Origin of the sequence: Mesorhizobium sp. Root157 (assembly GCF_001427385.1) — a bacterium.
GTDB lineage: Bacteria > Pseudomonadota > Alphaproteobacteria > Rhizobiales > Rhizobiaceae > Mesorhizobium.
In genome coordinates this window covers 111,207-137,924 of the sequence record NZ_LMGJ01000037.1, presented here as the reverse complement: position 1 = coordinate 137,924, position 26,718 = coordinate 111,207, and the positions used below count along the sequence as shown (strand labels likewise).

Here is a 26,718-nt window from a genome sequence, read left to right as displayed (position 1 = left end):
CGGTCCGATGCTCTAGTGTTGCGCGGCAGGTTCGGCCGCTGGCATCGTTTCGCTGACCGGCACGGCGACGTCCTTGCGGGCAAGGAAGGTGTAGAACATCGGCACCACGAACAAGGTGAATGTCGTGCCGATGAGGATGCCGGAGAAAATGACCAGACCCATCGAGTAGCGGGCCGCGGCACCTGCACCCGCCGCCGTGATCAGCGGCACGACGCCCAGCGCCATCGCCGCCGTCGTCATCAGGATCGGACGCAGGCGAACCTTGGCCGAGGCAACGATGCCCTGCACCCGGGTCAGCCCATGTTCCTCGCGCTGCTGGTTGGCGAATTCCACCAGCAGGATGCCGTGCTTGGTGATCAGGCCGATCAGCGTGATCAGGCCGACCTGGGTGTAGATGTTGAGGGTGCCAAGCCCGAGGTTGAGCGGGATGATGGCGCCGAAGATCGACAGCGGCACCGACATCATGATGATGAGCGGATCGCGGAAACTTTCGAACTGCGCCGCCAGCACCAGATAGATGACGACCACGGCAAGCGCGAAGGCGATCAGGATGGTGTTGCCCTGATCCTTCTCCAGCCGCGACTGGCCCGAATAATCGGTGAAGAAACCGCTCGGCAGCAGCGGAGCCGCAATCTCCTCGATGGTCTGCAAGCCGGTGCCAGTGGTGACGCCGGGAAGCGGCAGCGCCGAGATCGTCGCCGAGTTCAACTGGTTGAACTGCTCGATCGAGGCCGGCGAGGCATTGGTCGAGATGTTGACCACCGCCGAGAGCGGCACCATCTGGCCGGTTGAACTGCGCACGAAGAACTCGCCGAGGCGGGCGGGGTTGTCGCGAAATTCCCGAGGCACCTGCGGGATGATGTCGTAGCTGTTGGAATCGCGGTCGAACTGCGCCACTTCCGCGCCGCCGACCAGCAGGCCAAGCGTGGTGCCGATATCGCGGATCGGGATATTGAGCGCCGCGGCGCGGTCGCGGTCGATGGTGATGGTGACCTGTGGCGCGTCGAAGGAAAGCGAGTTCTGGACGATGATGAAACGTCCCGAAGCCTGCGCCTTCTGCTTGATCTGCTCGGCGATCTCATAGACCTGCGAAGGTTCGCCGGTGGACTGGATGACCATCGAGATCGGCAGGCCGCCACCGGCGCCGGGCAGCGAGGGCGGGGCGAAGACCAGGGCCTGCACGCCGGCAACCTTGGACAGGCGTCCCTGGATGTCGGCCTGTAGTTCCTTTTGCGAACGGGTGCGCTCGGCCCAGTCCTTGAACGCCCAGACGGAGAAGCCGGTATTGGTTGCGCCGCCCATCCCGAGCGCCGAGAAGCTCGCCCTGATTTCGGGAATGTCCTTGGTCAGATCGTAAATCTGATCGGTGTAAAGATTGAGATAGTCCGCCGTCGCATAGCGTGGGGCCGTCACCAGGGCAAACAAGGCTCCCTGATCCTCTTCAGGCGCAAGCTCGGTCGACGTCTTCATGAACATGAAGCCGGTCGTTGCGATCAGCACCACAACAATCATCAAGGTGACGGGCCGGTATTTCAGCGAACCCGAGACCAGCTTCTCGTAGCCATTGGCGATGCGCTCGAAGGTGTTGTCGACGAACGCCGAAAAGCGGCTTTGATGACCAGACTTCAGGATACGCGCCGCCATCATCGGCGTGACGGTCAGCGCCACGAAGCCCGAAATGACGACTGCCCCGGCGAGCGTCAGCGCGAATTCGCGAAACAGCGAGCCGGTGAGGCCGCCGGTGAAGGCGAGCGGCGCGAACACCGCAGCCAGCGTGATGGTCATGGAAACGACCGGTCCGGCGATCTCCCGCATGCCGGTGAAGGCCGCCGGCATGGGGTCCATGCCTTCCTCCATGTGGCGGTGAATGTTTTCAACCACCACGATGGCGTCGTCGACGACCAGGCCGATGGCCAAAACCATGGCCAGCAATGACAGAAGGTTGATCGAGTAGCCCATCAGGAACAGGAAGAAGCACACGCCGATCAACGAAAGCGGAATGGTGACGACCGGCATCAGCACCGAGCGCAGGGAGCCGAGGAAGAGCAGAATGACCAGGACGACGATGACGACCGCTTCGGCGATGGTCTTGAACACCTCGTCGATCGATGCGCCGATCTGCTCGGTCGCATCGTAGACCAGTTCCATGGTCATGCCGTGCGGCAGGCTCGCCTGGATGGCAGGCAATTCGCCAAGCACGGCTTCAGAAGTGTCCAGCGGGTTGGCGGACGGTGTCGGAAAGATGCCGATGAAGGTTCCGGGCTGGCCGTTGAAGGAAACCCGCGTGTCGGTATCGGCCGCGGCCAGTTCGACCTTGGCTACGTCGCGCAGGCGCACGACGCTGTCGCCATCGGATTTCAACGGCAGCGCGCCGAAGGATTCCGGAGTCTGGAGCGTCGATTTCAGCGTGATCGAATAGGCGACGTATTCGTTCTGGGTCTTGCCGGGAGCGGCGAGGAAGTTGGAGCTGTTGATCGCCGCCAGCACTTCCGCCGCGGTGAGGCCCCGCGCCGCCAGCCGGATCGGATCGATCCAGACCCGCATCGAATAGTTCGCGGCCCCCAGCACCTGGACCTGCGCCACGCCCTCGATGGTCGAGACGCGCGGGCGGATAACGCGCTCGATATACTCGGTGAGCTGCTCGGCGGTCATGTTGGGGTTTTGCAGCGCCATATACATGATGGCGAACTGCTGGCCGGTTCCCTTGACGATGGTCGGATCCTTGGCGTCCGCCGGCAATTGCCCGCGCACCTCCTGCACCTTCGACATGACTTCCGTCAAAGCGGTGTCAGGATTGGAACCGAGCTTCATCTGCACGGAGACGACGCTGGCCGACGGCGTGCTTTGCGAGGTCACGTAATCGATGTTTTCGGTGGTCGCGACCGCCGCCGCAATCGGCGCGGTGACGAAACCCTGGATGAGATCCGGGCTGGCGCCGGCATAGATCGTGGTGATGGTGATGACGGTTTCGTCGACCTTGGGGTACTGGCGCACCGACAGGTTGAACAGACCCTGGAAGCCGAGCAGCAGGATCATCAGAGCGACGACTGTCGCCAGCACCGGCCGGCGGATGAAGAGCGCGGAGAAGTTCATTCGGCCGTCTCCTTGCCGAGTTTCGTAACCGGGTCGACGGTGTTGTCGACCTTGACGGGAGCGCCGTTGGACAGGCGGTTCTGGCCAGCCGTGACGATCTCTTCACCGGCCTTGATGCCGTCGACGATCTCGACGCGGCCATCCGAGCGTCTGCCCGCCTTGACGAATATCTGCGTGGCTGTGAGCGCCGGTTCGGCAGGCTGGGCAGCCGCCTCACCCGCAGTCGCCGGAGCGGCGGCATCCGCCTTCGGCTTTTCGGACGGACGGACGACATAGACGAAATCACCGTAGAGACTGCTCACCAGCGACGTCTGCGGCACGGCGATGACGTTGTCTTCCTTCGGCAGGTCGACGCGAACCTGCAGGAACTGGCCGGGGCTGAGGCGACCGTCGGGATTGCTCACTTCGGCGCGCACCGATACCAGGCGGCTGACCGGATCGATCTTGGGGTCGATGCCGATGATCTTGCCCTCATAGGGCAGATCGTCGGACGTGAGGCCGAAGCGAACCGGCTGGCCGATCTTCAACTCGCCGAAGCGCTGTTCCGGAACGGTGAAGTCGGTGCGCATGGTGTCGATGTCCTGCAATGTGGCAACCGCATTGCCCGGCGCGACATACTGGCCCTCATCGATCCTCGGAATGCCGATGGTGCCGGAAAACGGCGCCTTGAGAAGCTTCTGGTCGAGCACCGCCTGCAGTTTGGCGACCTGCGAGACCGAGGCCGAGGACGCAGCGCGCGCCGCATCGAGCGTGGCATCGCTGCCGACACCGCGCTCCTGCAAGGCCAGCGCGCGGTCGAGCGCCTGCCTATCCAATGCAGCCTGTGTCCTGGCAGCGGCAAGATCGGCCTGCTGAACGGCGTCATCGAGGCGCACCAAGGGCTGCCCCTGCTCGACACGGTCGTTTGCCTTGAACAGGATGTCCTTGACGATGCCGGTCGTTTCCACGGTCAGATCGACGCCGCGCGCCGCCGAAACGGTGCCGATGGCCTCGATGCCCGGCGTCCAGGTGACAGGCTCGACCTTGACCGTGGAGACGGCAAGCGGGACCACCGGCATGTTGGCGAAGAAGTCGCTGATCGCCTTGTCGCGGAACAGGTTGAAACCGACGATACCGCCGCAAACAAGCACGAGCAGGACGAAAGCGATGAGGAAGCGCTTGATCACGGGTGATCCTTTCGGTCGGCTATGACAATAGGGCAAGCGGACGCCGGGGCGCCTCGATCTGACTCTTTACTGTACCGTCTGGACGGTATTGTCAATTGGGTCTATGCTTCGCGATGGAGTCATCATGAAAATAAAAAAGTCAAACTCTCGCGAAAAAATTCTGGCGGCGGCAGCCGACGTGGCCCGCGAGGCAGGCCCCGGCAACCTGTCGCTGGAGGCCGTCGCCAGCCGGGCTGGCGTCTCGAAAGGCGGCTTGCTCTACAACTTCCCCAGCAAGGCAAAGCTGATGCAGGCGCTGGTGGAGGAATATCTCGGCGACTTCCAGCAGGCGATGGAAACGGCGCGCGCGCAAGAGCCGGACAAGAGCCTTCTGGCCACCTACCTTCGCCTTTCCGCGCAGGAATGCGACGATACCAAGGACGCGGCGTCATGGATATTTTCAGCCATCGCCGAAGACCCTGATTTCCTGACCCCGCTGAAGACGTTCAAACGCCAGCTTTTCGCGCAGTTGAAGGCGGAAACGCCCAACCTGAAGGCACTGCTGGTCACCTATCTGGCAATGGAGGGATTGCGCAGCCTGAGCCTGTTCGAGATCGGCCTGCTGGCCGAGGACGAACGGCAGGTGCTTATCGATTCCCTGCTTGAGATCGCCAACGGATAGAGGGCGCCCTTTGCAGTTTGGCTGCAGCCATGCTTATTCAATCTCATGGCGTTCACCTTGAGGCAGTTGCAGTATTTCGTTGCCGTGGCCGAGCAAGGCACGGTGTCGCGCGCTGCCCAGAACCTGTCGATCTCGCAGTCGTCGGTGACCGAGGCAATCAAGGAACTGGAGCACGATCTCGGCGTCGAATTGTTCGAGCGCCATTCGCGCGGGCTGAACATCACCCACAAGGGCCACCAGTTCCTGCGTCACGCAACCAAGATCCTGTCCGGCGTCTCCGACGCCCGCCGCGCCTTTTTCGGCGCGCAGGCGGCTGTGCCTGGGCGGCTGCAGCTCGGCGTCACCTCGATGGTGGCCGGCTACGTGCTGTCGGACCTGCTTGCCCGCTACCGCCGCGCCAACCCGGCGGTGGAAATCTCGGCCATCGAGGACAATGGCGATTATCTCGAGCACCTTTTGGTCGGCGGCAAGCTCGACGTCGCCGTCATGGTCACCTCCAATTTGCGCGACCGCACCGCGCTGCAATCGGAAATCCTCGAAGTCTCGGCCTACCGGCTGTGGCTGCCGCTCGGCCATCCCCTTGCGGCAGCCGACATCATCGGTATCGGCGACATCGCCGGCGAGCCGCTGATCATGCTGACCGTGGACGAGATCGAGGAGAACACCGGCAAGCTCTTGGCGGCCATCGGCGCCAAGCCGCATGTCGCGTTCCGCACCCGCTCGGTGGAAGCCGTGCGCAGCCTGGTCGCCACCGGCGCCGGCGTGGCGCTCTTGCCCGACCTGGTTTACCGGCCGTGGTCGCTGGAAGGCGACCGCATCGAATCCCGCGACGTATCGGGCTCGCTGCCGGTGGTGCAGGTCGGCATGGTGTGGCGGCGCGGCTCCGGCCTGTCGCAAGCCGCCCGCGACTTCATCGGCATCGCCCAGTCGCAACGCACGGTGCGGCAACGGCCTTGACCAACGATATCGGAAAAACCGATATCGCCTTTCTGATAAATGAATTTGCGAAACCGCAGCTTTCAGGACACCCTCTTTAAAAGGGGGAGGCCATGGACGAGCAGCCCCTTTCGAAACGGGAGGATCGACCATGCAGTCATTTCTGAAATCATGCACGGCTCTCACTGTGGCGCTGGCCTTCGTCGGGCAAGCCGCCGCACAGGAGGCGCTGAAGGAGATCGGGCCGGGCGAAGGCGCGCTCTCGATCGTGGCCTGGCCGGGCTATGTCGAGCGCGGCGAAACCGACAAGGCCTACGACTGGGTGAGCGATTTCGAAAAGGAGACCAGCTGCAAGGTCTCCATCAAGACCGCCGCCACCTCCGACGAAATGGTGGCGCTGATGAACGAGGGCGGCTTCGACCTGGTCACCGCCTCCGGCGACGCCTCGCTGCGCCTTGTGGCCGGCAAGCGCGTGCAGCCGGTCAATGTCGATCTCATTGCAAGCTGGAAGACGGTGGACGAGCGGCTGCAGAATGCGCCCTGGTACACGGTCAACGGCGTTCATTACGGCGTGCCCTATCAGTGGGGACCGAACGTGCTGATGTACAATACCGACATCTTCAAGGAAGCGCCGAAGAGCTGGAACGTCGTCTTCGAGGAGCAGACGCTGTCCGACGGCAAGTCGAACAAGGGCCGCGTGCAGGCTTATGACGGGCCGATCTACATTGCCGATGCCGCCAACTACCTGATGGCGCACAAGCCTGAACTCGGCATCAAGGATCCCTACGAACTGAACGAGGACCAGTACAAGGCGGCACTCGACCTCTTGCGCACGCAGCGCACGCTGGTCGGCCGCTATTGGCACGATGCCGCGATACAGGTCGACGACTTCCAGAACGAGGGTGTCGTCGCCTCCAGTTCCTGGCCGTATCAGGTCAACACGCTGATTGCGGCCAAGCAGCCGATCGCCTCGACGGTGCCCGAGGAAGGTGCGACCGGGTGGGCCGACACCACCATGCTGCATGTCGATGCCGAGCACCCCAACTGCGCCTATATGTGGATGGAACACTCGCTGAAGCCGAAAGTGCAGGGCGATCTCGCCGCCTGGTTCGGTTCTGTGCCGGTCGTGCCGGCAGCCTGTAAGGGCAACGAACTTCTGACCGACGAAGGCTGCGCCACCAACGGCTTCGAGAATTTCGAGAAGATCAAGTTCTGGAAAACGCCGGTGACGCAGTGCGCCAGCCAGGACAACCAGTGCGTGCCCTACTACCGCTGGGTGTCCGACTATATCGGCGTCATCGGCGGGCGCTGAGCGAGCGCCTGACCGGCGTGGCGGCAGCTGAATTGCCGTCACGCGCCTTTCAGCCCGCTCAGCCGACCTCGCAGCGAGGCCGCATGAGCGGTGCTGAAAGAGACGCGGTACTGCGATCATGAAATCGAGACCTGACCCATGACCTCTGCTGTTTCCTTCCAGAAAGTCTCGCGTCATTTCGGCAAGGTGAAGGCCGTGGACGCGGTCGACCTGGACGTGGCGCCGGGCGAGTTCTTCGCCATGCTGGGACCGTCCGGCTCTGGCAAGACGACGTGTCTGCGGCTGATCGCCGGCTTCGAGCAGCCGACCGCCGGTTCGATTTCGATCTTCGGCGAGCGCGCCGAAGGCGTTCCGCCCTATCGGCGCAACGTCAATACCGTGTTCCAGGACTATGCACTGTTCCCGCACCTGAACATCCTGGACAACGTCGCCTACGGCCTGATGGTCAAGGGGATCGGCAAGGCCGAACGCCACAAGGCAGCCGAGGAGGCGCTGGCGCTTGTCCGGCTTCCTGGCTTCGGCGGGCGGCGGCCCAGCCAGCTGTCCGGCGGCCAGCGCCAGCGCGTGGCACTGGCGCGGGCGCTGGTGAACCAGCCGAAAGTGCTGCTGCTGGACGAGCCGCTCGGCGCGCTCGACCTCAAGCTGCGCGAGAACATGCAGGAGGAACTCAAGGCGCTGCAGAAGGCACTGGGCATCACCTTCATCTTCGTCACCCACGACCAGGGCGAGGCCCTGTCGATGGCGGACCGGGTCGCGGTGTTCAACGACGGCAAGATCATGCAGGTCGGTACGCCGCAGGACATCTACGAACGGCCCAGCACGCGCTTCGTCGCCGATTTCGTCGGCTCGTCCAACGTCCTGCCGCCGGATTTCGTCCAGCGCTATTCCGGCCAGCACCGCTGGGGCAGCCTGAGACCGGAGGCGATCCGCGTCGGCAAGGCGACGCGCGGCGACGGCGTTTCGGCGCGGCTGGTTTCGGCCAACTATCTTGGCGCCACGACACGGCTGGCGCTCGATGCCGACGGATTGAGGCTGCACGCCGTGGTGCCCGCCGGCACCAAGCTGCCGGAAGAAGGCGAGGCGCTGGTGCTGACCTTCAACCGCGACCAGCTTCATCTGATGGACGAGGCGGGATGAGCATGTCCACCGCCAATTCATATCGCGTCGCCCCGGCCATCCTCCCAGCGGCCGGCGGCATTCGCGGCGTCTTGTCGGACGCCTTCTGGCGCAAGCCGAAGCTGCTATTGATTCTCATGCTTTTGCCGCCGGTGCTGTGGCTTGGCGTCGTCTATATCGGCTCGCTGTTTGCGCTGCTTTTGCAGAGCTTCTTCTCGATCGACGAGTTTTCCGGCCTCATCAACCGCGAATTCACGCTGAAGACCTATGGCGACCTGCTGCAAGCCGCCAATCTCGACATCATCTTGCGCACCGTCACCATGGCGGCCGCGGTGACGCTGGCCTCCATCGCGGTCGCCTTTCCCATCGCCTATTATGCCGCCCGCTATGCGCGCGGCCGCTGGAAGGCGCTGTTCTATCTCGCGGTGATGCTGCCGCTCTGGTCGAGCTACCTGGTCAAGGTCTATGCCTGGAAGCTGATCCTCGCCAAGGAAGGCATCCTGACCTGGGTGCTGGCTAAGCTGAATCTTCTGTGGTTGCTCGACGCGTGGCTGTCGCTGCCCATCGTCGGCGGCAATTCGCTGTCGGTTTCCTTCACCGGCACCTTCATCGTCTTCGTCTATGTCTGGCTGCCGTTCATGATCCTGCCGATGCAGGCGGCACTCGAACGCGTGCCCGGCAACCTCGTCGAAGCCTCGTCCGACCTTGGTGCCTCGCCCCGGCAGACGTTCTGGAACGTGCTGTTGCCACTGGCGCTGCCGGGCATCGTCGCCGGCTCGATCTTCACCTTCTCGCTGACGCTCGGCGACTACATCATCCCGCAGATCATCGGTACCTCGCGGCTGTTCATCGGCCAGGCCGTCTACTCGCAGCAAGGCACGGCGGGCAACATTCCTCTGGCCGCCGCCTTCGCGGTGGTGCCGATCGTCATCATGGGCCTCTATCTGTGGATGGCCAAGCGCATGGGGGCCTTCGATGCGATCTGACCGCAGCCAGAAGTCACCCCTCGGCCTGAAGATTGCCGCCGGCCTCGGCCTCGTCTTCCTGCATGCGCCGATCCTGTTGATCTTCGTCTACGCCTTCACCACCGAGGAAAAGAGCTACCAGTGGCCGCCGCCCGGCCTGACCACGCAGTGGTTTGCCGTGACGTGGAATCGACCCGACGTGTGGGAGGCGCTGTCGCTATCAGTGAGGGTCGCGGCCATCTCGACCGCGATTGCCATTGTCCTCGGCACGCTGTGCGCAGCCGCCGTGTCGCGCTCGAAATTCTTCGGCCGCGAGACGATTTCGCTGCTGGTCATCCTGCCCATCGCGCTGCCCGGCATCATCACCGGCATCGCGCTGCGCTCGGCCTTCGCGCTGACCGAAATTCCGTTCTCGTTCTGGACGATCATTCTCGGCCACGCCACCTTCTGCGTCGTGGTGGTCTACAACAACGCCGTCGCCCGCTTCCGCCGCACCTCCGGCTCGATGATCGAGGCCTCGATGGACCTCGGCGCCGACGGCTTCCAGACCTTTCGCCACGTCGTGCTGCCCAATATCGCAACGGCTTTGCTTGCCGGCGGCATGCTGGCCTTTGCGCTGTCGTTCGACGAGGTCATCGTCACCACCTTCACCGCCGGCCAGCAGCAGACGCTGCCGATCTGGATGCTGGAGGAACTGATCCGGCCGCGCCAGCGCCCGGTCACCAATGTCGTGGCCATGGTGGTGGTGCTGGTGACGCTCTTGCCCATCCTGCTTGCCTACTACCTCACCCGCGACGGCGACCAGATCGCCGGGTCGGGCAAATGAAAACCCAGCGAATAGGGATTGGCGAATAGCGAACCGGGAACAACGACCTAAAGCTGGCCGCTCTTCGCTATCATCTACCCGCTTCCATGAAGGAGAGTTCCATGCACACCGAGATGCTGATCGGCGCGAAATTCCAGAAAGGCACCGAAGACGAGGAACCGATCCTCAACCCGAGGACGGGCGAGACAATCCTGAACCTGCCCGAAGCCAGCACCGCGCAGATCGACGCAGCCGTTGCTGCGGCCGAAAAGGCGTTCGTCTCGTGGTCGCGCACCACGCCTGGCCAGCGCGCCGGCTATCTGTTGAAGATCGCCGACCGCATCGAAGCCGAAGCCAACGAATTCGCAGCGCTTGAAGCGCTGAACTGCGGCAAGCCGATCAACGCCGTGCTGAACGACGAGATACCGGCCATCGTCGACTGCTACCGCTTTTTTGCCGGCGCAGTACGAACCATGCCCGGCCAGGTTGCCGGCGAATACCTGCCCGGCCACACATCCATGGTCCGCCGCGACCCGATCGGCATCGTCGCTTCCATCGCGCCGTGGAACTATCCGCTGATGATGATGGCCTGGAAGCTGGCGCCGGCCATTGCCGGCGGCAACACCGTCGTCTTCAAGCCGTCCGAGCAGACGCCGCTGACGGCGCTGAAACTGGCGCGCGTCCTGGCCGATATCCTGCCGGAAGGCGTGGTCAATGTCGTGCTCGGCCGAGGTGAAAGCGTCGGCAGCCCGCTGATCAACCACCCCAAGGTCAACATGATCTCGATCACCGGCGACGTCGCCACCGGCAAGAAGGTGCTGCAGGCCGCCGCCAAATCGGTGAAACGCACACATCTGGAACTGGGCGGCAAGGCGCCGGTCATCGTGTTCGATGACGCCGATATCGACGCGGTGGTGAACGGCCTGCGCGCCTTCGGTTATTACAATGCCGGCCAGGACTGCACGGCAGCCTGCCGCATCTATGCCGGCAAGAAGGTCTACGACAGGCTGGTCGCCGACCTGTCGTCGGCAGTCTCGACCATCAAGTACAACCAGTCCGACGACACCGAAAACGAGATCGGCCCGCTGATCTCGCGCCGCCAGCGCGACCGTGTGTCGAGCTTCGTCGAGCGGGCTTCGGAACTCAAGCACATCGAGATCACCACCGGCGGCAAGCCGGGCGACGGTTCGGGCTTCTACTACCAGCCGACCGTGGTGGCGGGCGCGCTTCAGGAAGACGAGATCGTGCGGCGCGAGGTGTTCGGGCCGGTGGTATCGGTGACGCGCTTTTCCGATACGGACGAGGCGGTGGCCTGGGCCAACGACAGCGACTACGGCCTGGCATCCTCGGTATGGACGAAGGACGTGTCGCGCGCCATGGCGACGGCGGCGCAGCTGCAATATGGCTGTACTTGGATCAACACCCATTTCATGCTGACCAACGAGATGCCGCATGGCGGCCTGAAGCAGTCCGGCTACGGCAAGGACATGTCCCTCTACGCATTGGAGGATTACACCGCCGTCCGTCACGTCATGATCGCGCATGGGTGATGCTTGACCTCTCCCCTTGCGGGAGAGTCCGGATCGCCTCGAGCCGCGTTGCGGCGAGGTTGGCGATCCGGGTGAGAGGCAGGTTGTGACCGAGGCCTCTCGCCCGACCTTTCTTCGCTCGGCCGCCTTCTTTCATAAGGGGAGAAGGGACGATTGGCCGTTCAACATGGGAGGAACGAACATGCAACGCCGCCAGTTCCTGATATCCGCAGCAGCCACAGCAGCCGTTTTGGCCACACGACCGGCCTTCGCGCAAGACACCTCGCAGGCGGTTGTCGATGCCTATCTCGCCGCCTGGAACGCCCACGATTCGGCCAAGGCCGCCAGTTATTTTGCCGACGACGTGACCTACTACGACGCTTCGGTCGGCACGCCGGTGAAGGGAAAGGATGCCGCCAAGACAAATGTCATCGACAATTTCCTCAACGCCGTTCCAGATGCCGTCTGGAAGATGAAGGGCGAGCCGGTGGCGCAGGGCGACCGCGTCTCGTTCGAATGGGAATTTTCCGGCACCAATAGCGGCGACTGGGCCGACGGCACGAAGGCGACCGGCAAGACGTTCTCGTTCACCGGCGCATCGCTGTTCACGGTCAAGGACGGCAAGATCGCCGCTCAAAACGACTATTACGATGCGCTCGGCTTCTACAAGCAGCTTGGGCTGATGTAGCCATTCCTTGCCGCCGCCGGCGCGATAAATTGCGCCGGCGGCGATCCGTTTCCTTGTTTGAGCATCGGAATTGCCGATGCTCTGGCTACTCAACGATGCGGAATATGTTCCACAGGCTGGTGCCCGATACGACATAGGGCTCCATTTCCTTGCCCCACTTGGCATGGGCGTCGATCTTGGCGATCCTGGCGAAGAACTCCTCCAGCCGGGCCAGGCTCTCTGCCTCGTGGTGCGTTTCGATCGTCGCTTCGCGGGCGCCGATCGAGCCGGTCATGATCCTGAACTTGAGGTCTTCGATGCCGGCTTGGGAGCCGATGTCGCGCTCCCATTTGTGCAACAGTTCCAGCACTGTCTGCTTGTGACCGAACTTGGCGTCGATCTGCCATCTGGCGCTGAACATGCTCGGCCTCCCTCACTCGTCCCAGGCCTGAACGACGGTCTGGCGCGCGATGCGGCCGTTCTTCAGCTCGACCACCGTCGCGCAATAGACCCTGGTGCCGTCCGGATAGGCGCAGTCCTCGGTGAAGGCGAGCCGGTCGCCCTCGGTCACCGTGGATTCGACCTTGTGGCTCATGGCGCGGCTGCAGATGTCGTCCCAGAAAGTGGTGATCGATGCCCTGCCGCGAATTTCGCGCGGCTTGCTGGGCGGATTGTTACGGTCGATCACCCGCACCACCGCGTCGTCGGCATAGAAACCTGAGAGCATGGCTCCGTCGCGTCCTTCGATGGCCTTCCTGATGGTCGTGCTGTTCACGGCGTCCTTTGTCTGAAGCATCGCATCCTCCTGTTGGCCCATCCGGTTGGACGGGCCTTGCGGGTTGACAGGTTTGACGGTTTCGCCCGGCGACGGCCTTCACGCCTTCCGCCGGTGCCGATCCGGCACATGCGCCGGAAATCAGGGCAAGATGAATAGCGCTTTCGGCCATGCCGCCGCTTCGCCCGAAAGCACCATGGCTCCTATGGCCCGTCCGGGCCAGGGTGGCGGACCGCGAAAGCGGCAGCGGCGGCGCGCGAAGGCAGGTCGAGCTTGGACAGGATGTTGGCGACGTGGCGCTTGACCGTATGCGCGCTGAGCCGCAACTCGGCAGCGATCGAGGCGTTGCTCATGCCGTCGGCGATCAGCGCCACGACCTCGTTCTCGCGCAATGTCAGGGCGGACGGCTTGTTCGCCCGTGGCTTGTCGCGCCGGCAGGCCGGCTCCAGATGCTGCTCGGAATTGGCCCGCACCAGCGGCAGAGGCTGGTCCAGTTCGTCCGGGGCGAGTTGCCCGGCATCGGCGAAATGCAGGCCGGACCCTACGGCGAGGTCGGCCACGAGACGCGAGGCGAGAATATCGCCACGGCCGGCATGGTCGGCGATCTGGGCCGCGATCCGCACGGTCAGGCCGGTCGGCGGGCCGCGCACGTCGATCTCGCCGACATGAATGCCTTGCGCGCTAGCGATGCCAATGTCGTTGGCGGCGTCGCAAAGTGCCGCCGCGCAGCGTATGGCGCGGGCCGGCCCCTCGAAACGCGAGAGCATCGTGTCGCCATGGAGCCCCGAGATGCGGCCGCCGTGGCGGCTGACCAGCAGGCGCCACGTCTGCTGAAAGCGCTGGGCGCGCTCGCTCCACATGCGGTCGCCAAGCTTGGCCGTGTCGGTGATGCGGGTGACGAGCAAGGCGGCAAGGACCCGCTCGATGTCCGGCACGGCACGGGCGCCGGTCAGGAATTCCTCGATATTGTCGGCGATGCGGTCGACGTCGCCGGTCCAGATCGGGTGATCGCGGCCCGGCACCTCGACCAGCCGCGCACCGCTGATCTTGCGGGCCAGATAGCGGCTGGCGGCGGGATCGACCCGCGCATCGTTGCGGCGGTACATGACCATCGTCGGCACCGCGATGCTCGCCAGAACCCCGCACACATCGATGCCGGCATTCATGCGCGCCAGTGCTACCGCTGCGGTCGGGCTTGCCGACAGGCGCTCGAAGCGCCCCCACCATTCCGCGAAATGCGGGTCGTCGACACGGCCGGGCGCGAAATTCTGCAAGGTGGCGCCGCTGCCCCACGCCGTTTCCGCCGTTTCGATGAAGTCTTCGAGACGTTCGCGCGACATCACCCAGCGGTGGAAATTGGCATAGCCGCCATAGAGCACCAGCGAGCGCACCCGCTCGGGCTGGGTGGCGGCGAACAGCATCGCCATCGGCGCGCCTTCCGAGGCGCCAAGAATGGCGGCGCGCCCGCTGCCGGCGGCGTCCATCACGGCGCGCACGTCGTCCATGCGCGCTTCGAGGCTGGGAAGCGCATGGGCGTCGACGCGGTCGCTCAGGCCGGTACCGCGCTTGTCGAACAGGATCAGCCGGGAAAACGATGCAAGCCGCTTCAGCAGACGGCTATAGCCTTCATCTTCCCAATGCAGGTCGAGATTGGAAATGAAGCCCGGAACGAAGACGAGGTCGAGCGATCCTTGCCCGATCACCTGGTAAGCGATCCGGATGTCGCCGCTGCGCGCGTATCGTGTTTCGATCGGCCTCACGAGCATTGATCCGCAGAGCGGTAGAGCGGTCCCGTTCAAATACGAACCGCTCTAAATCTTTCTTTTCCAGCCTGAGCCGATCATACCAGAAAGCTGCGGCCACGGCAGGTTGTTATTTTAGCAGGTGTGAATATCGCGGCAGCGCCAGGCCGGAAAATCCCCGCGGCAACCGAATGTCGTGCGCATCCACACATTTCAGCCGGCTATCTGTTTCCCCCCGGCGCATGCGGCGCTATGGGGAGACGGTTTGCAAGCGACGAAAGGTCCAACATGCTTGGCTGGTTCAGGAAGCTGCTTCCCCGCGAGGATCGGTTCTTCGACCTGTTCGAGCGCCATTCGCGCACCGTGGTCGGCGGCGCCGAAGCCTTGCAGAAACTTCTGACCGGGAAAGACGTCCAGCAATGGGCTGGCGAAATCGTTCGCCTGGAAAACGAAGCCGACACCATCACCGCCGAGGTGCTGCTTGCGGTTCGCCGCTCCTTCATCACCCCTTTCGACCGGAGCGACATCCAGGATCTGATCCAGTCGATGGATGACGCCATCGACATGATGCACAAGACGGTCAAGACCGTGCGCCTGTTCGAGATGACGAAGTTCGACCCTTTGATGCAGGAAATGGGCACCGTCATCGTCGACGCCGCCAAGCTGGTTGCAGAAGCGATCCCGCTGCTCGGCAAGGTCGGCCAGAACGTGCCGCGCCTGACCGCAATCGCCGAAGAAATCACACGCCTCGAGGACCGCTCCGACGACCTGCACGAGCAGGGGCTGAAGGATCTTTTCCACCGGCATGCCGGCGGCGACGCAATGGCATTCATCGTCGGCAAGGAAATCTATAGCCAGCTCGAGAAAGTCGTCGACCGTTTCGAGGACGTCGCCGACGAAATCAGCGGCATCGTCGTCGAAAACGTATAGCTTCTCGATGGACGCCACGCTCGCCTTTCCGCTGCTGTTCGGCCTGGTCGCCGTGGCGCTGTTCTTCGACTTCCTGAACGGGCTTCACGACGCCGCCAACTCGATCGCCACCATCGTCTCGACGCGCGTGCTGAGGCCGCAATATGCGGTGCTGTGGGCGGCGTTCTTCAATTTCATCGCCTTCCTGTTCTTCGGCCTGCATGTCGCCGAGACCCTTGGAAAGGGCATCATCGACGCCGACACGGTGACGCCGGCGGTGATCTTTTCGGCGCTGACCGGCGCCATCGTCTGGAACATCGTCACCTGGCTGGCCGGCATCCCGTCAAGCAGTTCGCATGCGCTGATCGGCGGCCTGGTCGGGGCGGGCGTCGCCAAGGCCGGCGGCGGCGCCATCGTCTGGGCCGGGCTGCTCAAGACGACCTTCGCCATCGTGCTGTCGCCCACGGTGGGCTTCCTGCTCGCGCTTTTGCTCGTGCTCCTGGTTTCGTGGCTGTTCGTGCGCCAGACACCTTTTGCCGTGGACAGCAGCTTCCGCTTCCTGCAGTTCATTTCGGCCTCGCTCTATTCGCTCGGTCATGGCGGCAACGATGCGCAAAAGACGATGGGCATCATCGCAGTGCTGCTCTATTCGCAAGGCATGCTCGGCGACACCTTCCACGTGCCGCTGTGGGTGGTGCTGACCTGCCAGTCGGCGCTGGCGCTGGGTACCCTGTTCGGCGGCTGGCGCATCGTGCATACGATGGGTTCCAAGATTACCCGGCTGAACCCGATGCAGGGCTTCTGTGCCGAAACCGGCGGCGCGATCACGCTGTTTGCCGCCACATGGATGGGCATTCCGGTCTCCACCACCCACACCATCACCGGCGCGATCATCGGCGTCGGGGCTGCCCGCCGCGTTTCAGCGGTGCGCTGGGGTGTGGCCAGCAGCATCGTGTGGGCCTGGGTCATCACGCTTCCCGCTACGGCCGCGATCGCCGCTGCGACATTTTACTTGACGCAATTGCTCAGCTAACGTCGCGCCCATGCTTGGAGCGCGGGGAAATCTGCACTATCTCAGACCTCAGCCAAGCCATTGAGGAACGAGCCATGTCCGTTACAAAAGAAACCGTCATTGAACGCCTGAAGACGGTGAGCGGGCCAGATTTTTCCGGCAACATCGTCGACCTGGGCATGATCTCCGAAATCTTCATCGCCGACGGCAAGGTCTTTTTCTCCATCACGGTGCCTGCGGCGCGGGCCCAACAGATGGAGCCGCTGCGGGCGGCGGCGGACCGTGTCGTCAAAGCGATCCCCGGCGTAACGGGAGCGGTCGTAACGCTGACGGCTGAAAAGAAGGGCGGCGGCATGGAAGCATCGGTGCCGCCACGCCCGGCCCCGTCCGCGCCTGCGCACCGTCCTGCGGGGGCCGCACCGCACGCCCAGCATCCGGCACCGGCCTCGCGCGCTTCCGGCAAGCGCGGCGTACCCGGCATCGAAGCCATCATCGCCGTGGCCTCGGGCAAGGGCGGCGTCGGCAAGTCCACCACCGCCGTCAACATCGCGCTCGGCCTTGCCGCCAACGGCCTGAAGGTCGGCGTGCTCGACGCGGACATCTACGGACCGTCCATGCCCCGGCTGCTCGGCATCCGTGGCCGGCCCGAAAGCGCCGACGGCAAGATCCTGAAGCCGCTCGAAAACTACGGCGTCAAGGCGATGTCGATGGGCTTCCTCGTCGATGAGGAGACGCCGATGATCTGGCGCGGGCCGATGGTCATCTCGGCACTGACCCAGATGCTGCGCGAAGTCGAATGGGGCCAGCTCGACGTGCTCGTGGTCGACATGCCGCCCGGCACCGGCGATGCCCAGCTGACCATGGCCCAGCAGGTTCCGTTGGCCGGCGCCGTCATCGTTTCGACACCGCAGGACCTGGCTCTGATCGATGCCCGCAAGGGCCTCAACATGTTCAAGAAAGTGGATGTGCCGCTGCTCGGCATCGTCGAGAACATGAGCTATTTCGTCGCCCCGGACACCGGCAAGCGCTACGACATCTTCGGCCATGGCGGCGCGAGGCGCGAGGCGGAGCGCCTCGGCGTCACCTTCCTCGGCGAAGTGCCGCTCGAGATGGGCATCCGTGAAAGCTCGGATGCGGGCCGCCCGGTGGTGGCGGTCAAGCCGGACGGGCCCGAAGCGGGCATCTACCGCGCCATCGCCGCCAAGGTATGGGAGCGCTTGCAGGAAGAAAAAGGCGCAGCCGCGGCGGCGACGCCAGCTATCGTCTTCGAGTAGTCAGCCCCCGTTGCCTACCTTCTCGCTGAAGGTCGAGAAGAACTGGCCGGCCAGCTTCTTCGAGGTCGAGGTGATCAGGCGGCTGCCGAGCTGGGCAATCTTGCCGCCGACATCGGCCTTGGCTGCATATGTCAGTATCGTCGTATCCGGGCCGTCCGGCGTCAATGTGACGTCGGCGCCACCCTTGGCGAAACCGGCGATGCCGCCCTTGCCTTCGCCCTGAATGGTGTAGGAGTGGGGCGGCTTGAGATTCTTCAAGGTCACCTCGCCATTGAAGGTCGCCTTGATCGGGCCGATCTTCAACACGACGGTGGCGGCGAGGTCGGTGTCCGACTTCTTTTCGAGGGACTGGCAACCGGGGATGCTTTCCTTCAGCACGTCCGGATCGTTGAGCGCCGCCCATACCTTTTCCACGGGGGCGGAAATGCGTTCTTCGCCTTCGATCACCAGCGCCATGCGGACCTCCCAATGTGACGAGGCTTGAACGGTAGCGCGGCGCGATTGCCGTGTCCATTGCCCGAAAGTCCGGCTTTGCCGGCCCTTCGTGTTGACCGGACCGTCGCCCTATCTGGTGCGCCAGGCCTGCGTGCGTCCAAGCAGCACGCGCGACACAAGCGCATGCACAAGCCGGGCGGCGATGTTGGTGTAGAAGATCATCATGCCCATGGCCGCTGCGGGCGCGATGTCGCCGGCATCGTCCATGTTGAGCACGGCAACGGACGCAAGCTGGGTGTGGGCCGAATAGAGGAACACGACCGCTGAAACCGTCGTCATGGCGTTGACGAACAGATAGATCGAGATGTCGAGGATCGCCGGAAGGCACACCGGAATCGTCACCCGGAAGAACAGCTTGTGAAAGGGCTGCTTCAAGGATGAAGCCACCGGCTCGAACTCGCGGTCCATCTGTTTCAACGCCGTCAGCGCGGTCAGGTGCGACACCGTGTAGAAGTGAGTGACGGTGCACACGACCAGGATCGCCATGGTTCCATAGATGGGGTTGAGCGGATTGCCCGGGTCGTTGAAGAAGAAGATGTAGGCCAACCCGAGCACCATGCCGGGGACGGCCATCGGCAGCATGGCCAGGAACTGGAAGAGCGTGCGGCCGGTTTTGAAGCCATCGCTCTTTTCCACCATATAGGCTCCGGTAAAGACGATGATGGTGCCGAAGAAAGCGGTCAGACAAGCCAGTTCGATGGAGTTGTAGTATGCGGCCCAGCCGCCGCCATCCATCAGGTCGAAATGAAAGTTCCTCAGGCTTGGCGAGAGGTCGTATGGCCAGAACTTGACCGTGGCCGCCAACTGGCACACGCCGATCATCGTCAGGATGAACAGGGCAACGACGGTGCAATAGCCAAAGCACAGCCAGTCGAAGCGCGCATTCGGCTTCGGCTGGTAAGGCACCGAGCGGGCCGACAGCAGCGCGACCTGCTTTTTCTGGATGACGCGGTCCACGAAGAAGGCGGCGACGGCGGGAATGAGCAGGATCACCGACACGACCGCGCCCATCTCGAAATTCTGCTGGCCGATCACCTGCTTGTAAATGTCGACGGCGAGCATGTTGTACTGGCCGCCGATCACTTTCGGCAGGCCGAAATCCGTTATCACCAAGGTGAAGACGACGAAGGCTGCCGAGATAATGCCGTAGCGCGCGCCGGGAACGGTCACCGTCCAGAAGGTCCGCCACTTCGACGCCCTCAGAGAGGTTGCCGCCTCGTAGTGGCGCGCATCGGCGATGGCGAGGGCGGTGGAGATGATGAGAAGCGCGTGCGGCAAGGTGAAGAAGACGGAGCCGATGACGATGCCGATCGGGCCGTAGATGCTGTGCCCCAGCATGAAATCCTTCAAGAGACCCTGATTGCCGAACAGATAGACCAGCGCGATGCCCGGCAGAAGCGACGGCACCAGGATGGGGATCGTCATGACCAGCCTGAAGAAGCCTTTGAAGCGCATCTGGCTGCGGCTCATCGCATAGGCGAGCGCAAAGGCGATGGAGATGACCATCACGGTGCTGATCGCGCCTATCAAAACCGAATTGAAGATCGACTGGGCAAGGCTCGGTGTCGAGAAGTAAGCGACGAAATTGTCGAGCCCGGTCTGCCGGTCCGGACGCAGCACGACGCGCCGGAAGGTGTTGGAATCGAGTTCCAGCCAGTCGGTGCCGCGATGAAGGTCGGAGCCGACCAGATAGGCCGCCCCCTCATGGGTGCCGCGAATGCGGTACTTCACCGGGCTGCGAAAGCTGAAATCCTTGAACAGTCCGGTGACGGCGAGCCGCCCGTCGGAGCCGGTCGCGAGTTCTCCAGGTGCGATGGCGCCGGTTTCGAGATTGAGCGCGGCCGCCGTCTTCGGTTCGCCGAAATTCAGGCCGCTCTCGTCGCTGCGCTGGATTTCGAAGGCCGTGAGGTCGAACTCGTAGGTCGAGACGGACTTGGACAAAAGGACATAGAGAGGTGCTGCGAGCGCGACGAGCAGATAGAGCGAGATGACGATCATCAGCCCGCGCTTGATGACATCGTCCGAGGAGATTTGCGCCCGCGGCGCGCGCCCGGCCGGCAGGGTCAGGGCCGCGCTCATCTCAGGCGTCCCTGGCAAAGACGATCAAACGCTCGCGCGGCAGTTCCACGCGCATGCGGCCGCCCACCGCAATGTCCAGGCGGCGCACCGCATTGATCGAAAAGTCGGCGACGAAGACGCGATCTTCGAAGCGTGGCGAGGAAAGCCGCGTGCGCCAGAACGCGCCGAGGAACTCCATCGCCTCGACGGTCACGTCGGCAAGATTTTCCGGCGTCTTGACCGTTTCGGCGCTGTCGAGGCTGTGGGGGATGATATCGACGGGACGGATCACGGCGGTGACCTCCGCGCCTGCGCCGAGTTCATGCGGCGCGCACAAGAGTTCGGTGCCAGCCATGGCCACCTTGCCGTCGGCGCGGACGCTGCCCGGAAACCGGTTGGTTTCCCCTATGAAGTCGGCGACGAAAAGGGTCGCGGGCTGGCGGTAGATCTCGGTCGGCGTGCCGACCTGCTCGATGACGCCATGGTTCATGACGACGATGCGGTCGGCCATCGACAGCGCTTCTTCCTGGTCGTGGGTGACCATGATGGTCGTGACGCCGAGCTTGCGCTGCAGTTCCTTGATCTCGTGGCGCAGATGGACGCGCACCTTGGCGTCGAGCGCGGAGAGCGGCTCGTCCAGCAACAAGAGGCCCGGCGACACCGCCATGGCGCGGGCAAGCGCGATGCGCTGCTGCTGGCCCCCGGAAAGCTGGGCGGGGTACTTTTTGGCCTGGGCGGAAAGCCCGACCAGATCGAGCAATTCGGCGACGCGGGCGGCGATTTCGGCCTTGGGGCGCCGGGTGTTTTCGAGCCCGAAGGCGATGTTCTTCTCGATCGTCAGGTTCGGGAACAGCGCGTAGGACTGGAAGACGATGCCGTAGTCGCGCTTCGACGGCGGCAGGGTCGAGATGTCCTTGCCTGCCTGATGGATGGTTCCGCGCGTTTGCAGGTCGAGGCCGGCGATGGCACGCAGCAAGGTCGTCTTGCCGCAACCCGAAGGGCCGAGGAAGCAGACGAACTCGCCTTCCCTGATCTCCAGGGAAACGCCCCTGAGTGCAACGAATTCGCCGAACGTCTTCCAGATATTCTCGATCTTGAGAAAGGTCGGCTTCACCGCAGTTGCGTTCCCGGCTTCGGGTGCAAATCCTATTCCGTCCCGGCAAAGGTGGCAAGAATTGCCAGCGCTACGACCACCGGAATGAACAAAGCGGCGCCCGACGAGGACTTGATCAGGTTTTCGGTTCGGACTTGGCGTCGTAGCGCTTGGCCCATTCCGCCAGGATCGCCTTGCGATTGTTGGCAGCCCACTCGAAGTCGTTCTTGATCATGAATTCCGCGACGTTGGGCGGCAGGTTCTCCACCGGCTGGGCCAATCCCGGATAGGCAACCACCGAATAGCCGACATTGTACATCTGGTTGGCTTCCTTCGAGACCGAGAAGTCGACCAGCGTCTTGGCGGCTTTCAGCTTGGCCGTTCCGGCTATGATGGCCGTGGCCTCAGCCTCCCAGCCAGAACCTTCCTCGGGGAAAATGATGTCGATCGGCGCGCCGGCGCTCTTTGCCTTGGCACCCGGAAACTCGAACGATACGCCGACGACGGTTTCGCCAGCGCCCGCCATCTTGCATGGCTTGGAGCCGGAATGGGTGTAGGAGGCGATGTTCTGGTGCAGCCCGTCCATGAAGTCCCAGGCGTCCTTCTCACCGAATATCTGCAGCCAGGCGGAAACGTCGAGGAAGCCGGTGCCGGACGAATTCGGGTTCGGCATCACGACATGGCCCTTGTATTCGGGCTTGGTCAGGTCCTTCCAGCTCTTGGGAGCCGGAATGCCGAGCTTTTCAGCTTCGACGGTGTTGAAGCAGATGGCCGCGACATAGGCATCCATGCCGGTCCAGGTCGGTGGCGTCGACGAATCGACGAAGCGCGGGTCTAGCTTCTCCACGCCCACCGGCGCGTACGGCTCGAGCATGCCTTCGGCCTTCAGGAGCAGCAGCGACGTGGCAGCCACGCCCCAGACGACATCGGCTTGCGGATTGTCCTTCTCGGCGAGCAGCTTGGCGGTCATGATGCCGGTGGAGTCGCGCACCCAGTTGATCTTGATATCCGGATGGGCTTTCTCGAATTCGGCCTTGTAGCGGTCGAGGTCGACGGCTTCGACGGCGGTGTAGACGGTAAGCTCGGTCTCGGCGAAGGCTACCGAGGTGGTCAGGCCCGCCACAAAGGCAGCGATGACCAGAGATGCAGATGTCTTCATGATCGAGTTCCCCATGGTTTGACACAAATATGGTGCATCGGGACGCTCGTGCTCTCAGGCATTTTTCCGGTCGTGGTGCCGGTCGATGTCGTCCTTGCGGAGATCGTGGCGAAGAGCCGTCGATAAGTAAAATCTATTTAATTGATAGGATCATAGGTCAGGGCGATATTTGTAACCGCCCCGTCACATTGCAGCGAAGGCCGATTTGACGCGCCAATCCTGAGCCAAAGCGTGTAGCGATCTTTCTAATTGGTTGGGCTGTACTTTGATTTATGCATGTCGTTATCCCGAAACCAGTTCCCACTTTCGGGCGACATGCATAGAGCGCGTCGCGATCTTTCAGATACGCCGGCGCGCTCTAAGCGTTTGTTTTTATGCATGTCGTTATCCCGAAACCGGTTCCCACTTTCGGGCGATATGCATTAGTCGGAAACGGCAAGCAGAAGGACGCCGCCGGCAACCACGGTCGCTGCCAGGATGCGCCCCTTCCATGGCCTTTCATGAAACAACAATGTGCCGATCAGGGCGGCGATGATGACGCTCGATTCCCTGACCGCCGAGACGGCGCCGATCGGCGCGATGGTCTTGGCATACAGCACCAGTCCATAGGCGGTGACGGCGAACAGGCCGCCGATCAGGCCGATGCCGAAGATATGCCAGCTGAAGGCTACCCCGGCTCTTTTGCGGCTCCACAGGATGGCAAGCGTCACCGGCGATTCCAGAAGGAAAAGCCAACCCATGTAGCCGGTCGGGCTTTCCGAGAACCGCACGCCGATGCCATCGGCAACCGAATAGGCAGCGATGCTTGCGCCAAGCAGGGCAGCCACGCCGATGGCCTTCCTGTCGGCATCGACCGCGCCTCGTTGCAGGGCGAGCAGCCCGATGCCGAAAGTGACGAGGCCAAGGCCGGTCCAGCCCAGGGAGGTCAGTTTTTCGCCGATCAGGAGAAACGTGCCGAGGGCGACCAAGGCCGGCGCCATGCCGCGCGAGATCGGATAGACTTGGCCGAGGTCCCCCAGCCGGTAGGCGTGGAACAGCAGCGCATAATAGCCGTAGTGGATGATCGTCGACGTGGCGATCGAAGGCCAGCTCGCCATTTGAGGCGGATCAGAAATCGAGATCAGCACGACGCCCGCCAGAGCGTGCATGCCCGATACCGCCGCCAGCGTCAGGGCGCGGTCGGGTGCGGCCTTGACCACGGCATTCCAGCTCGCATGCAGGAAGGCGGCGAAGAGAACGATCGAAAGCGCTGTTGCGGACAATCTTTCCCTACCCGAACAGATCGGCGATGGTTTCCTCGCCGATGGCAAATCCGGTACTGGCGCCGGTCCCGCTTGTGATCATGACGAGACGGACATTGTCTTGCGGCGCATCGGTGAAGGCGGGCTTGTCGGATGCGGATGCGTAGGTGCCTGTCCACCTGGCCTGCACGGCCGGCAGAGCGCCGCCCAACAACGTCGCCAGTTCATCGAGGATGAGGCCGTCGACTTCCTCCGAGGCGAAGGGATCCGGCGTCTCCGCGTAATGGTGGGAATCGCCGACCACAAGCGAACCGTCGGCGCTCTGCACGACGATCAGGTGGACACCGTTTTCGATGGTGCGCGGACATTCATTTCGCAACCTGCCCCGCAAGATCGCAGCTTCCGGCAATTGGGCATACCCCTCGTAGCGGATCAGGCTGAGATCGGAGACGAGCGCCGAACGCAAGGCGAAGCCGGGATTTGCCAATCTCAGCATCTGCAACTTGCAGCGGCGGACGCCATGCCTGCCGATTCTGTCCGGATAGAGTGTAGCAAAGTCGTCGCCGGGGCAAACCGCCACCTTATCCGCCTTGATGGTTCCGTGACTGGTCTCGACGGCCGGCGGCGCGACCGACAGGACCGTGACGCCGCGCCGGAATTCCACATGATGATGCCCGGCAAGGAAGGAAGCCAGCCGGGGGATGGCTTCGCGCGATTCGATGCGAAGCTCGAAAGGGCTGTGCAGGCCGCCCGCGATTTTCGAGGCGTCGAGTTCCGGCTGATGGCTGGCTACTTGGTTCCGGGTCAAAAGCTGGCACATTTGCCCCTGCCCGGTTTGCTGGAAGGCTTCCAGCAGCGAAAGCGCTTCGGGGCGCTGGGCCGCGACCAACATGCCTTGCTGGATGACCCCGATGCCGGCTTGCGGCGCCATTTCGAGCCATATTTCGCGGGAGCGCTGCGCACGCCGCAGCGAGGCCCCCGGCTCCTGACCGGACACCACCACCAGGCCGAAATTGCGGATGGAGGCTCCGTTGGCTTGCGCGTCGCGATCGATGACGACAACGCGCAAGCCGCGCCGCGCCGCCGCCAGCGCATGCGCCAAGCCGACAATTCCCGCTCCGACGACCGCCAGGTCAAACGTCATCGATCAATCTCCCCTGCTCACGGCTGCGCTTTACCCCCATGGCAGGGAGAAGGTCTTGACGTTGGTGTAAGACTTCATCGCTTCGATAACGCCTTCCTTGTAGCCGTTGCCGCTATCCTTGATGCCGCCGAAGGGGCTCATCTCGATGCGGTAGCCGGGGACTTCCCAGATATTGACGGTGCCGACCTGCAAGCCGGCGATGTATTTGTGCATGCGGCGGAAGTCGTTGGTGCAGACGCCCGACGAGAGACCGAAGGCGGTGGAATTGGAGAGCGCGATCAGCGCGTCGTCGTCGTCAGGCGCGCGGATGATCGGCACGATCGGGCCGAAGGTTTCCTCCATGACCAGTTCGGAGCCATGCGGCACGCGGTCGACGACGATGGGCGGCAGCAGCGCGCTCTTGCGGCCGGGATCGTAGAGGACCTCGGCCCCTTGTTCGGCGGCCATGTAGACGCGCTTTTCAAACAGCGCCGCCGCCTTTTCGTGGACGACGGTGCCGAGTTGGGTGGCCGGATCGCGTGGATCGCCGAACTTGATGGCCTTTGCACGTTCCAGCACCATCGGGACAAAACGGTCGGCGACCTTCTCCTGAACGAGGATGCGCTTGACGGCGGTGCAGCGCTGGCCGGAGTTCTTGGTGGCGCCGGCGACGGCCAGATCGGCGGCACGGGCCAGATCGTCGTCGGAGAGGTCGTTCAAGATGATCAGCGGATCGTTGCCGCCAAGCTCCAACACCTGGCGCTTGTAGCCGGCTTTCGAGGCAATCAGCTTGCCGACCGGCACGCCGCCGGTGAAGGTGATCAGGTCGATGTTCGGATTGGTGATCATCTCGTCGCCGATGTCCTTCGGCCAACCGGTGACGACCGAAAGCATTTCCGGCGGCAGGCCGGCCTCGTAGAGGATGTCGGCCAGCACCAGCGCCGTCATCGGCGTCAGTTCGGTCGGCTTGACCACGATGCAGTTGTTGGTAGCGATCGCCGGGGCGACCTTGTGCGAGACCATGTTGAGCGGATGGTTGAACGGCGTGATCGCAGAGATCGCCTTCAGCGGCTCGCGCGTGGTGAAGATCTTGCGCTGCTTGCCATGCGGGGTGAGATCACAGGAGAATATCTCGCCGTCATCGACGATGCACATCTGGCCGGTCAGCGTGAAGACATCAAAGGCGCGGCCGACCTCGTAGAGCGAATCCTGCTTGGAGATGCCGAGTTCCAGCGTCACCAGATCGGAAATCTCCTCCTTGCGGGCGTTGAGCAGTTCGGCCGTTCGAAGCAGGATCTTCTGGCGCTCGTAGCGCGTCAGTTTCGGCTTGTAGTTGGCCGCGATCTCGAAGGCCTCACGCGCATGATCGGCCCCGCCCGCCGGCACCGTGCCGACGACAGTGTCGTTCCACGGATAGCGCACCTCGACGAGGCCCTCGGCATCGACCTTGCGGCCGGCGATGCGCATCGGCTCGTGCCGTACTTTTATCGAGGTTTCAGCCTTGGTCATTGTAGCTCCTTTACCCTTCTCATGCGGGAAGGGTCGGCGTGCAAGCGCCGGGGTGGGTTAGGAAAAGCGAGCCAGGCA

The 26,718-nt window shown here is 63.3% G+C and carries 23 protein-coding genes; 11 read left to right on the top strand and 12 right to left on the bottom strand.

Annotated elements, in window-relative coordinates; translation table 11 throughout:
- Nucleotides 1–12: 12 nt before the first annotated feature.
- Nucleotides 13–3,093 carry an efflux RND transporter permease subunit gene (locus ASD64_RS19025; RefSeq protein WP_056108434.1) on the bottom strand — a complete coding sequence of 1,027 codons (3,081 nt, stop codon included), beginning with the start codon at nucleotides 3,091–3,093 and terminating at the stop codon, nucleotides 13–15.
- Nucleotides 3,090–4,259, bottom strand: a complete 1,170-nt coding sequence (locus ASD64_RS19020; protein WP_056108432.1) for an efflux RND transporter periplasmic adaptor subunit — start codon at nucleotides 4,257–4,259, stop codon at nucleotides 3,090–3,092. Before ASD64_RS19020 ends, ASD64_RS19025 begins: the two co-directional genes overlap by 4 nt.
- A gap of 124 nt (nucleotides 4,260–4,383) precedes the next feature.
- Between ASD64_RS19020 and ASD64_RS19015 the strand changes: the two genes are divergently transcribed.
- The 8 genes from ASD64_RS19015 (at nucleotide 4,384) to ASD64_RS18980 (ending at nucleotide 12,271) form a co-directional block, all read left to right on the top strand.
- Nucleotides 4,384–4,920 (top strand): TetR/AcrR family transcriptional regulator, encoded by a 537-nt coding sequence (locus tag ASD64_RS19015; protein WP_056108550.1) that lies wholly within the window; start codon nucleotides 4,384–4,386, stop codon nucleotides 4,918–4,920.
- Between the two features lie 45 nt (nucleotides 4,921–4,965).
- Nucleotides 4,966–5,877, top strand: a complete 912-nt coding sequence (locus ASD64_RS19010; RefSeq protein WP_056108429.1) for a LysR family transcriptional regulator — start codon at nucleotides 4,966–4,968, stop codon at nucleotides 5,875–5,877.
- Between the two features lie 130 nt (nucleotides 5,878–6,007).
- Nucleotides 6,008–7,168, top strand: coding sequence for an ABC transporter substrate-binding protein (locus ASD64_RS19005; protein WP_056108426.1), 1,161 nt, complete (start codon nucleotides 6,008–6,010; stop codon nucleotides 7,166–7,168).
- A 138-nt stretch (nucleotides 7,169–7,306) separates the two neighbouring features.
- Nucleotides 7,307–8,305, top strand: coding sequence for an ABC transporter ATP-binding protein (locus ASD64_RS19000; protein WP_056108423.1), 999 nt, complete (start codon nucleotides 7,307–7,309; stop codon nucleotides 8,303–8,305).
- Nucleotides 8,306–8,307: 2 nt separating this feature from the next.
- Entirely contained in the window at nucleotides 8,308–9,270 is a 963-nt protein-coding gene (locus ASD64_RS18995; protein WP_413813619.1) for an ABC transporter permease, read from the top strand.
- Nucleotides 9,260–10,075, top strand: a complete 816-nt coding sequence (locus ASD64_RS18990; protein WP_056108417.1) for an ABC transporter permease — start codon at nucleotides 9,260–9,262, stop codon at nucleotides 10,073–10,075. The genes ASD64_RS18995 and ASD64_RS18990 overlap by 11 nt, the downstream gene beginning before the upstream one ends.
- Nucleotides 10,076–10,176: 101 nt before the next feature.
- Nucleotides 10,177–11,604 carry a gamma-aminobutyraldehyde dehydrogenase gene (locus ASD64_RS18985; protein ID WP_056108546.1) on the top strand — a complete coding sequence of 476 codons (1,428 nt, stop codon included), beginning with the start codon at nucleotides 10,177–10,179 and terminating at the stop codon, nucleotides 11,602–11,604.
- Nucleotides 11,605–11,785: 181 nt separating this feature from the next.
- Nucleotides 11,786–12,271: an ester cyclase gene (locus tag ASD64_RS18980; protein WP_056108415.1), complete on the top strand. Its 486-nt coding sequence runs from the start codon at nucleotides 11,786–11,788 to the stop codon at nucleotides 12,269–12,271.
- A gap of 85 nt (nucleotides 12,272–12,356) precedes the next feature.
- Here ASD64_RS18980 and ASD64_RS18975 read toward each other — a convergent pair whose 3' ends face one another.
- The 3 genes from ASD64_RS18975 to ASD64_RS18965 all read right to left on the bottom strand — a co-directional run bounded on the left by ASD64_RS18975 (nucleotide 12,357) and on the right by ASD64_RS18965 (nucleotide 14,791).
- Nucleotides 12,357–12,671, bottom strand: coding sequence for a hypothetical protein (locus ASD64_RS18975; RefSeq protein WP_056108413.1), 315 nt, complete (start codon nucleotides 12,669–12,671; stop codon nucleotides 12,357–12,359).
- Between the two features lie 12 nt (nucleotides 12,672–12,683).
- Nucleotides 12,684–13,046, bottom strand: coding sequence for a nuclear transport factor 2 family protein (locus tag ASD64_RS18970; RefSeq protein WP_056108543.1), 363 nt, complete (start codon nucleotides 13,044–13,046; stop codon nucleotides 12,684–12,686).
- A gap of 182 nt (nucleotides 13,047–13,228) precedes the next feature.
- Complete coding sequence (locus tag ASD64_RS18965) at nucleotides 13,229–14,791, bottom strand: alpha/beta fold hydrolase (RefSeq protein ID WP_244480855.1); 1,563 nt, start codon at nucleotides 14,789–14,791, stop codon at nucleotides 13,229–13,231.
- Between the two features lie 264 nt (nucleotides 14,792–15,055).
- Here ASD64_RS18965 and ASD64_RS18960 point away from each other — a divergent pair, with 264 nt between their 5' ends.
- The 3 genes from ASD64_RS18960 to ASD64_RS18950 all read left to right on the top strand — a co-directional run bounded on the left by ASD64_RS18960 (nucleotide 15,056) and on the right by ASD64_RS18950 (nucleotide 17,962).
- The gene (locus ASD64_RS18960) at nucleotides 15,056–15,697 is read left to right on the top strand and encodes a DUF47 domain-containing protein (protein WP_056108410.1); all 642 of its coding nucleotides are present in this window, start codon (nucleotides 15,056–15,058) and stop codon (nucleotides 15,695–15,697) included.
- 7 nt (nucleotides 15,698–15,704) lie between these two features.
- Nucleotides 15,705–16,709, top strand: coding sequence for an inorganic phosphate transporter (locus ASD64_RS18955; RefSeq protein ID WP_056108406.1), 1,005 nt, complete (start codon nucleotides 15,705–15,707; stop codon nucleotides 16,707–16,709).
- A gap of 74 nt (nucleotides 16,710–16,783) precedes the next feature.
- Complete coding sequence (locus tag ASD64_RS18950) at nucleotides 16,784–17,962, top strand: Mrp/NBP35 family ATP-binding protein (protein ID WP_056108402.1); 1,179 nt, start codon at nucleotides 16,784–16,786, stop codon at nucleotides 17,960–17,962.
- Here the strand turns inward: ASD64_RS18950 and ASD64_RS18945 are convergent, their stop codons facing one another.
- From ASD64_RS18945 to phnY, 7 genes are all read right to left on the bottom strand, one after another.
- Entirely contained in the window at nucleotides 17,963–18,418 is a 456-nt protein-coding gene (locus ASD64_RS18945) for an SRPBCC family protein (protein WP_056108399.1), read from the bottom strand. It lies immediately after the preceding gene.
- Between the two features lie 108 nt (nucleotides 18,419–18,526).
- Nucleotides 18,527–20,536 (bottom strand): putative 2-aminoethylphosphonate ABC transporter permease subunit, encoded by a 2,010-nt coding sequence (locus tag ASD64_RS18940; RefSeq protein ID WP_056108396.1) that lies wholly within the window; start codon nucleotides 20,534–20,536, stop codon nucleotides 18,527–18,529.
- Between the two features lies 1 nt (nucleotide 20,537).
- Nucleotides 20,538–21,665, bottom strand: coding sequence for a putative 2-aminoethylphosphonate ABC transporter ATP-binding protein (locus tag ASD64_RS18935; RefSeq protein WP_056108392.1), 1,128 nt, complete (start codon nucleotides 21,663–21,665; stop codon nucleotides 20,538–20,540).
- Nucleotides 21,666–21,744: 79 nt separating this feature from the next.
- Nucleotides 21,745–22,767, bottom strand: coding sequence for a putative 2-aminoethylphosphonate ABC transporter substrate-binding protein (locus ASD64_RS18930; protein WP_056108536.1), 1,023 nt, complete (start codon nucleotides 22,765–22,767; stop codon nucleotides 21,745–21,747).
- A 422-nt stretch (nucleotides 22,768–23,189) separates the two neighbouring features.
- Complete coding sequence (locus ASD64_RS18925; protein ID WP_056108389.1) at nucleotides 23,190–24,029, bottom strand: DMT family transporter; 840 nt, start codon at nucleotides 24,027–24,029, stop codon at nucleotides 23,190–23,192.
- Between the two features lie 7 nt (nucleotides 24,030–24,036).
- Nucleotides 24,037–25,152, bottom strand: coding sequence for a TIGR03364 family FAD-dependent oxidoreductase (locus tag ASD64_RS18920; RefSeq protein WP_056108386.1), 1,116 nt, complete (start codon nucleotides 25,150–25,152; stop codon nucleotides 24,037–24,039).
- Between the two features lie 30 nt (nucleotides 25,153–25,182).
- A complete protein-coding gene (gene phnY / locus ASD64_RS18915) occupies nucleotides 25,183–26,640 on the bottom strand; it encodes a phosphonoacetaldehyde dehydrogenase (RefSeq protein WP_056108383.1) in 1,458 nt (485 codons plus the stop codon).
- Nucleotides 26,641–26,718: the final 78 nt, after the last annotated feature.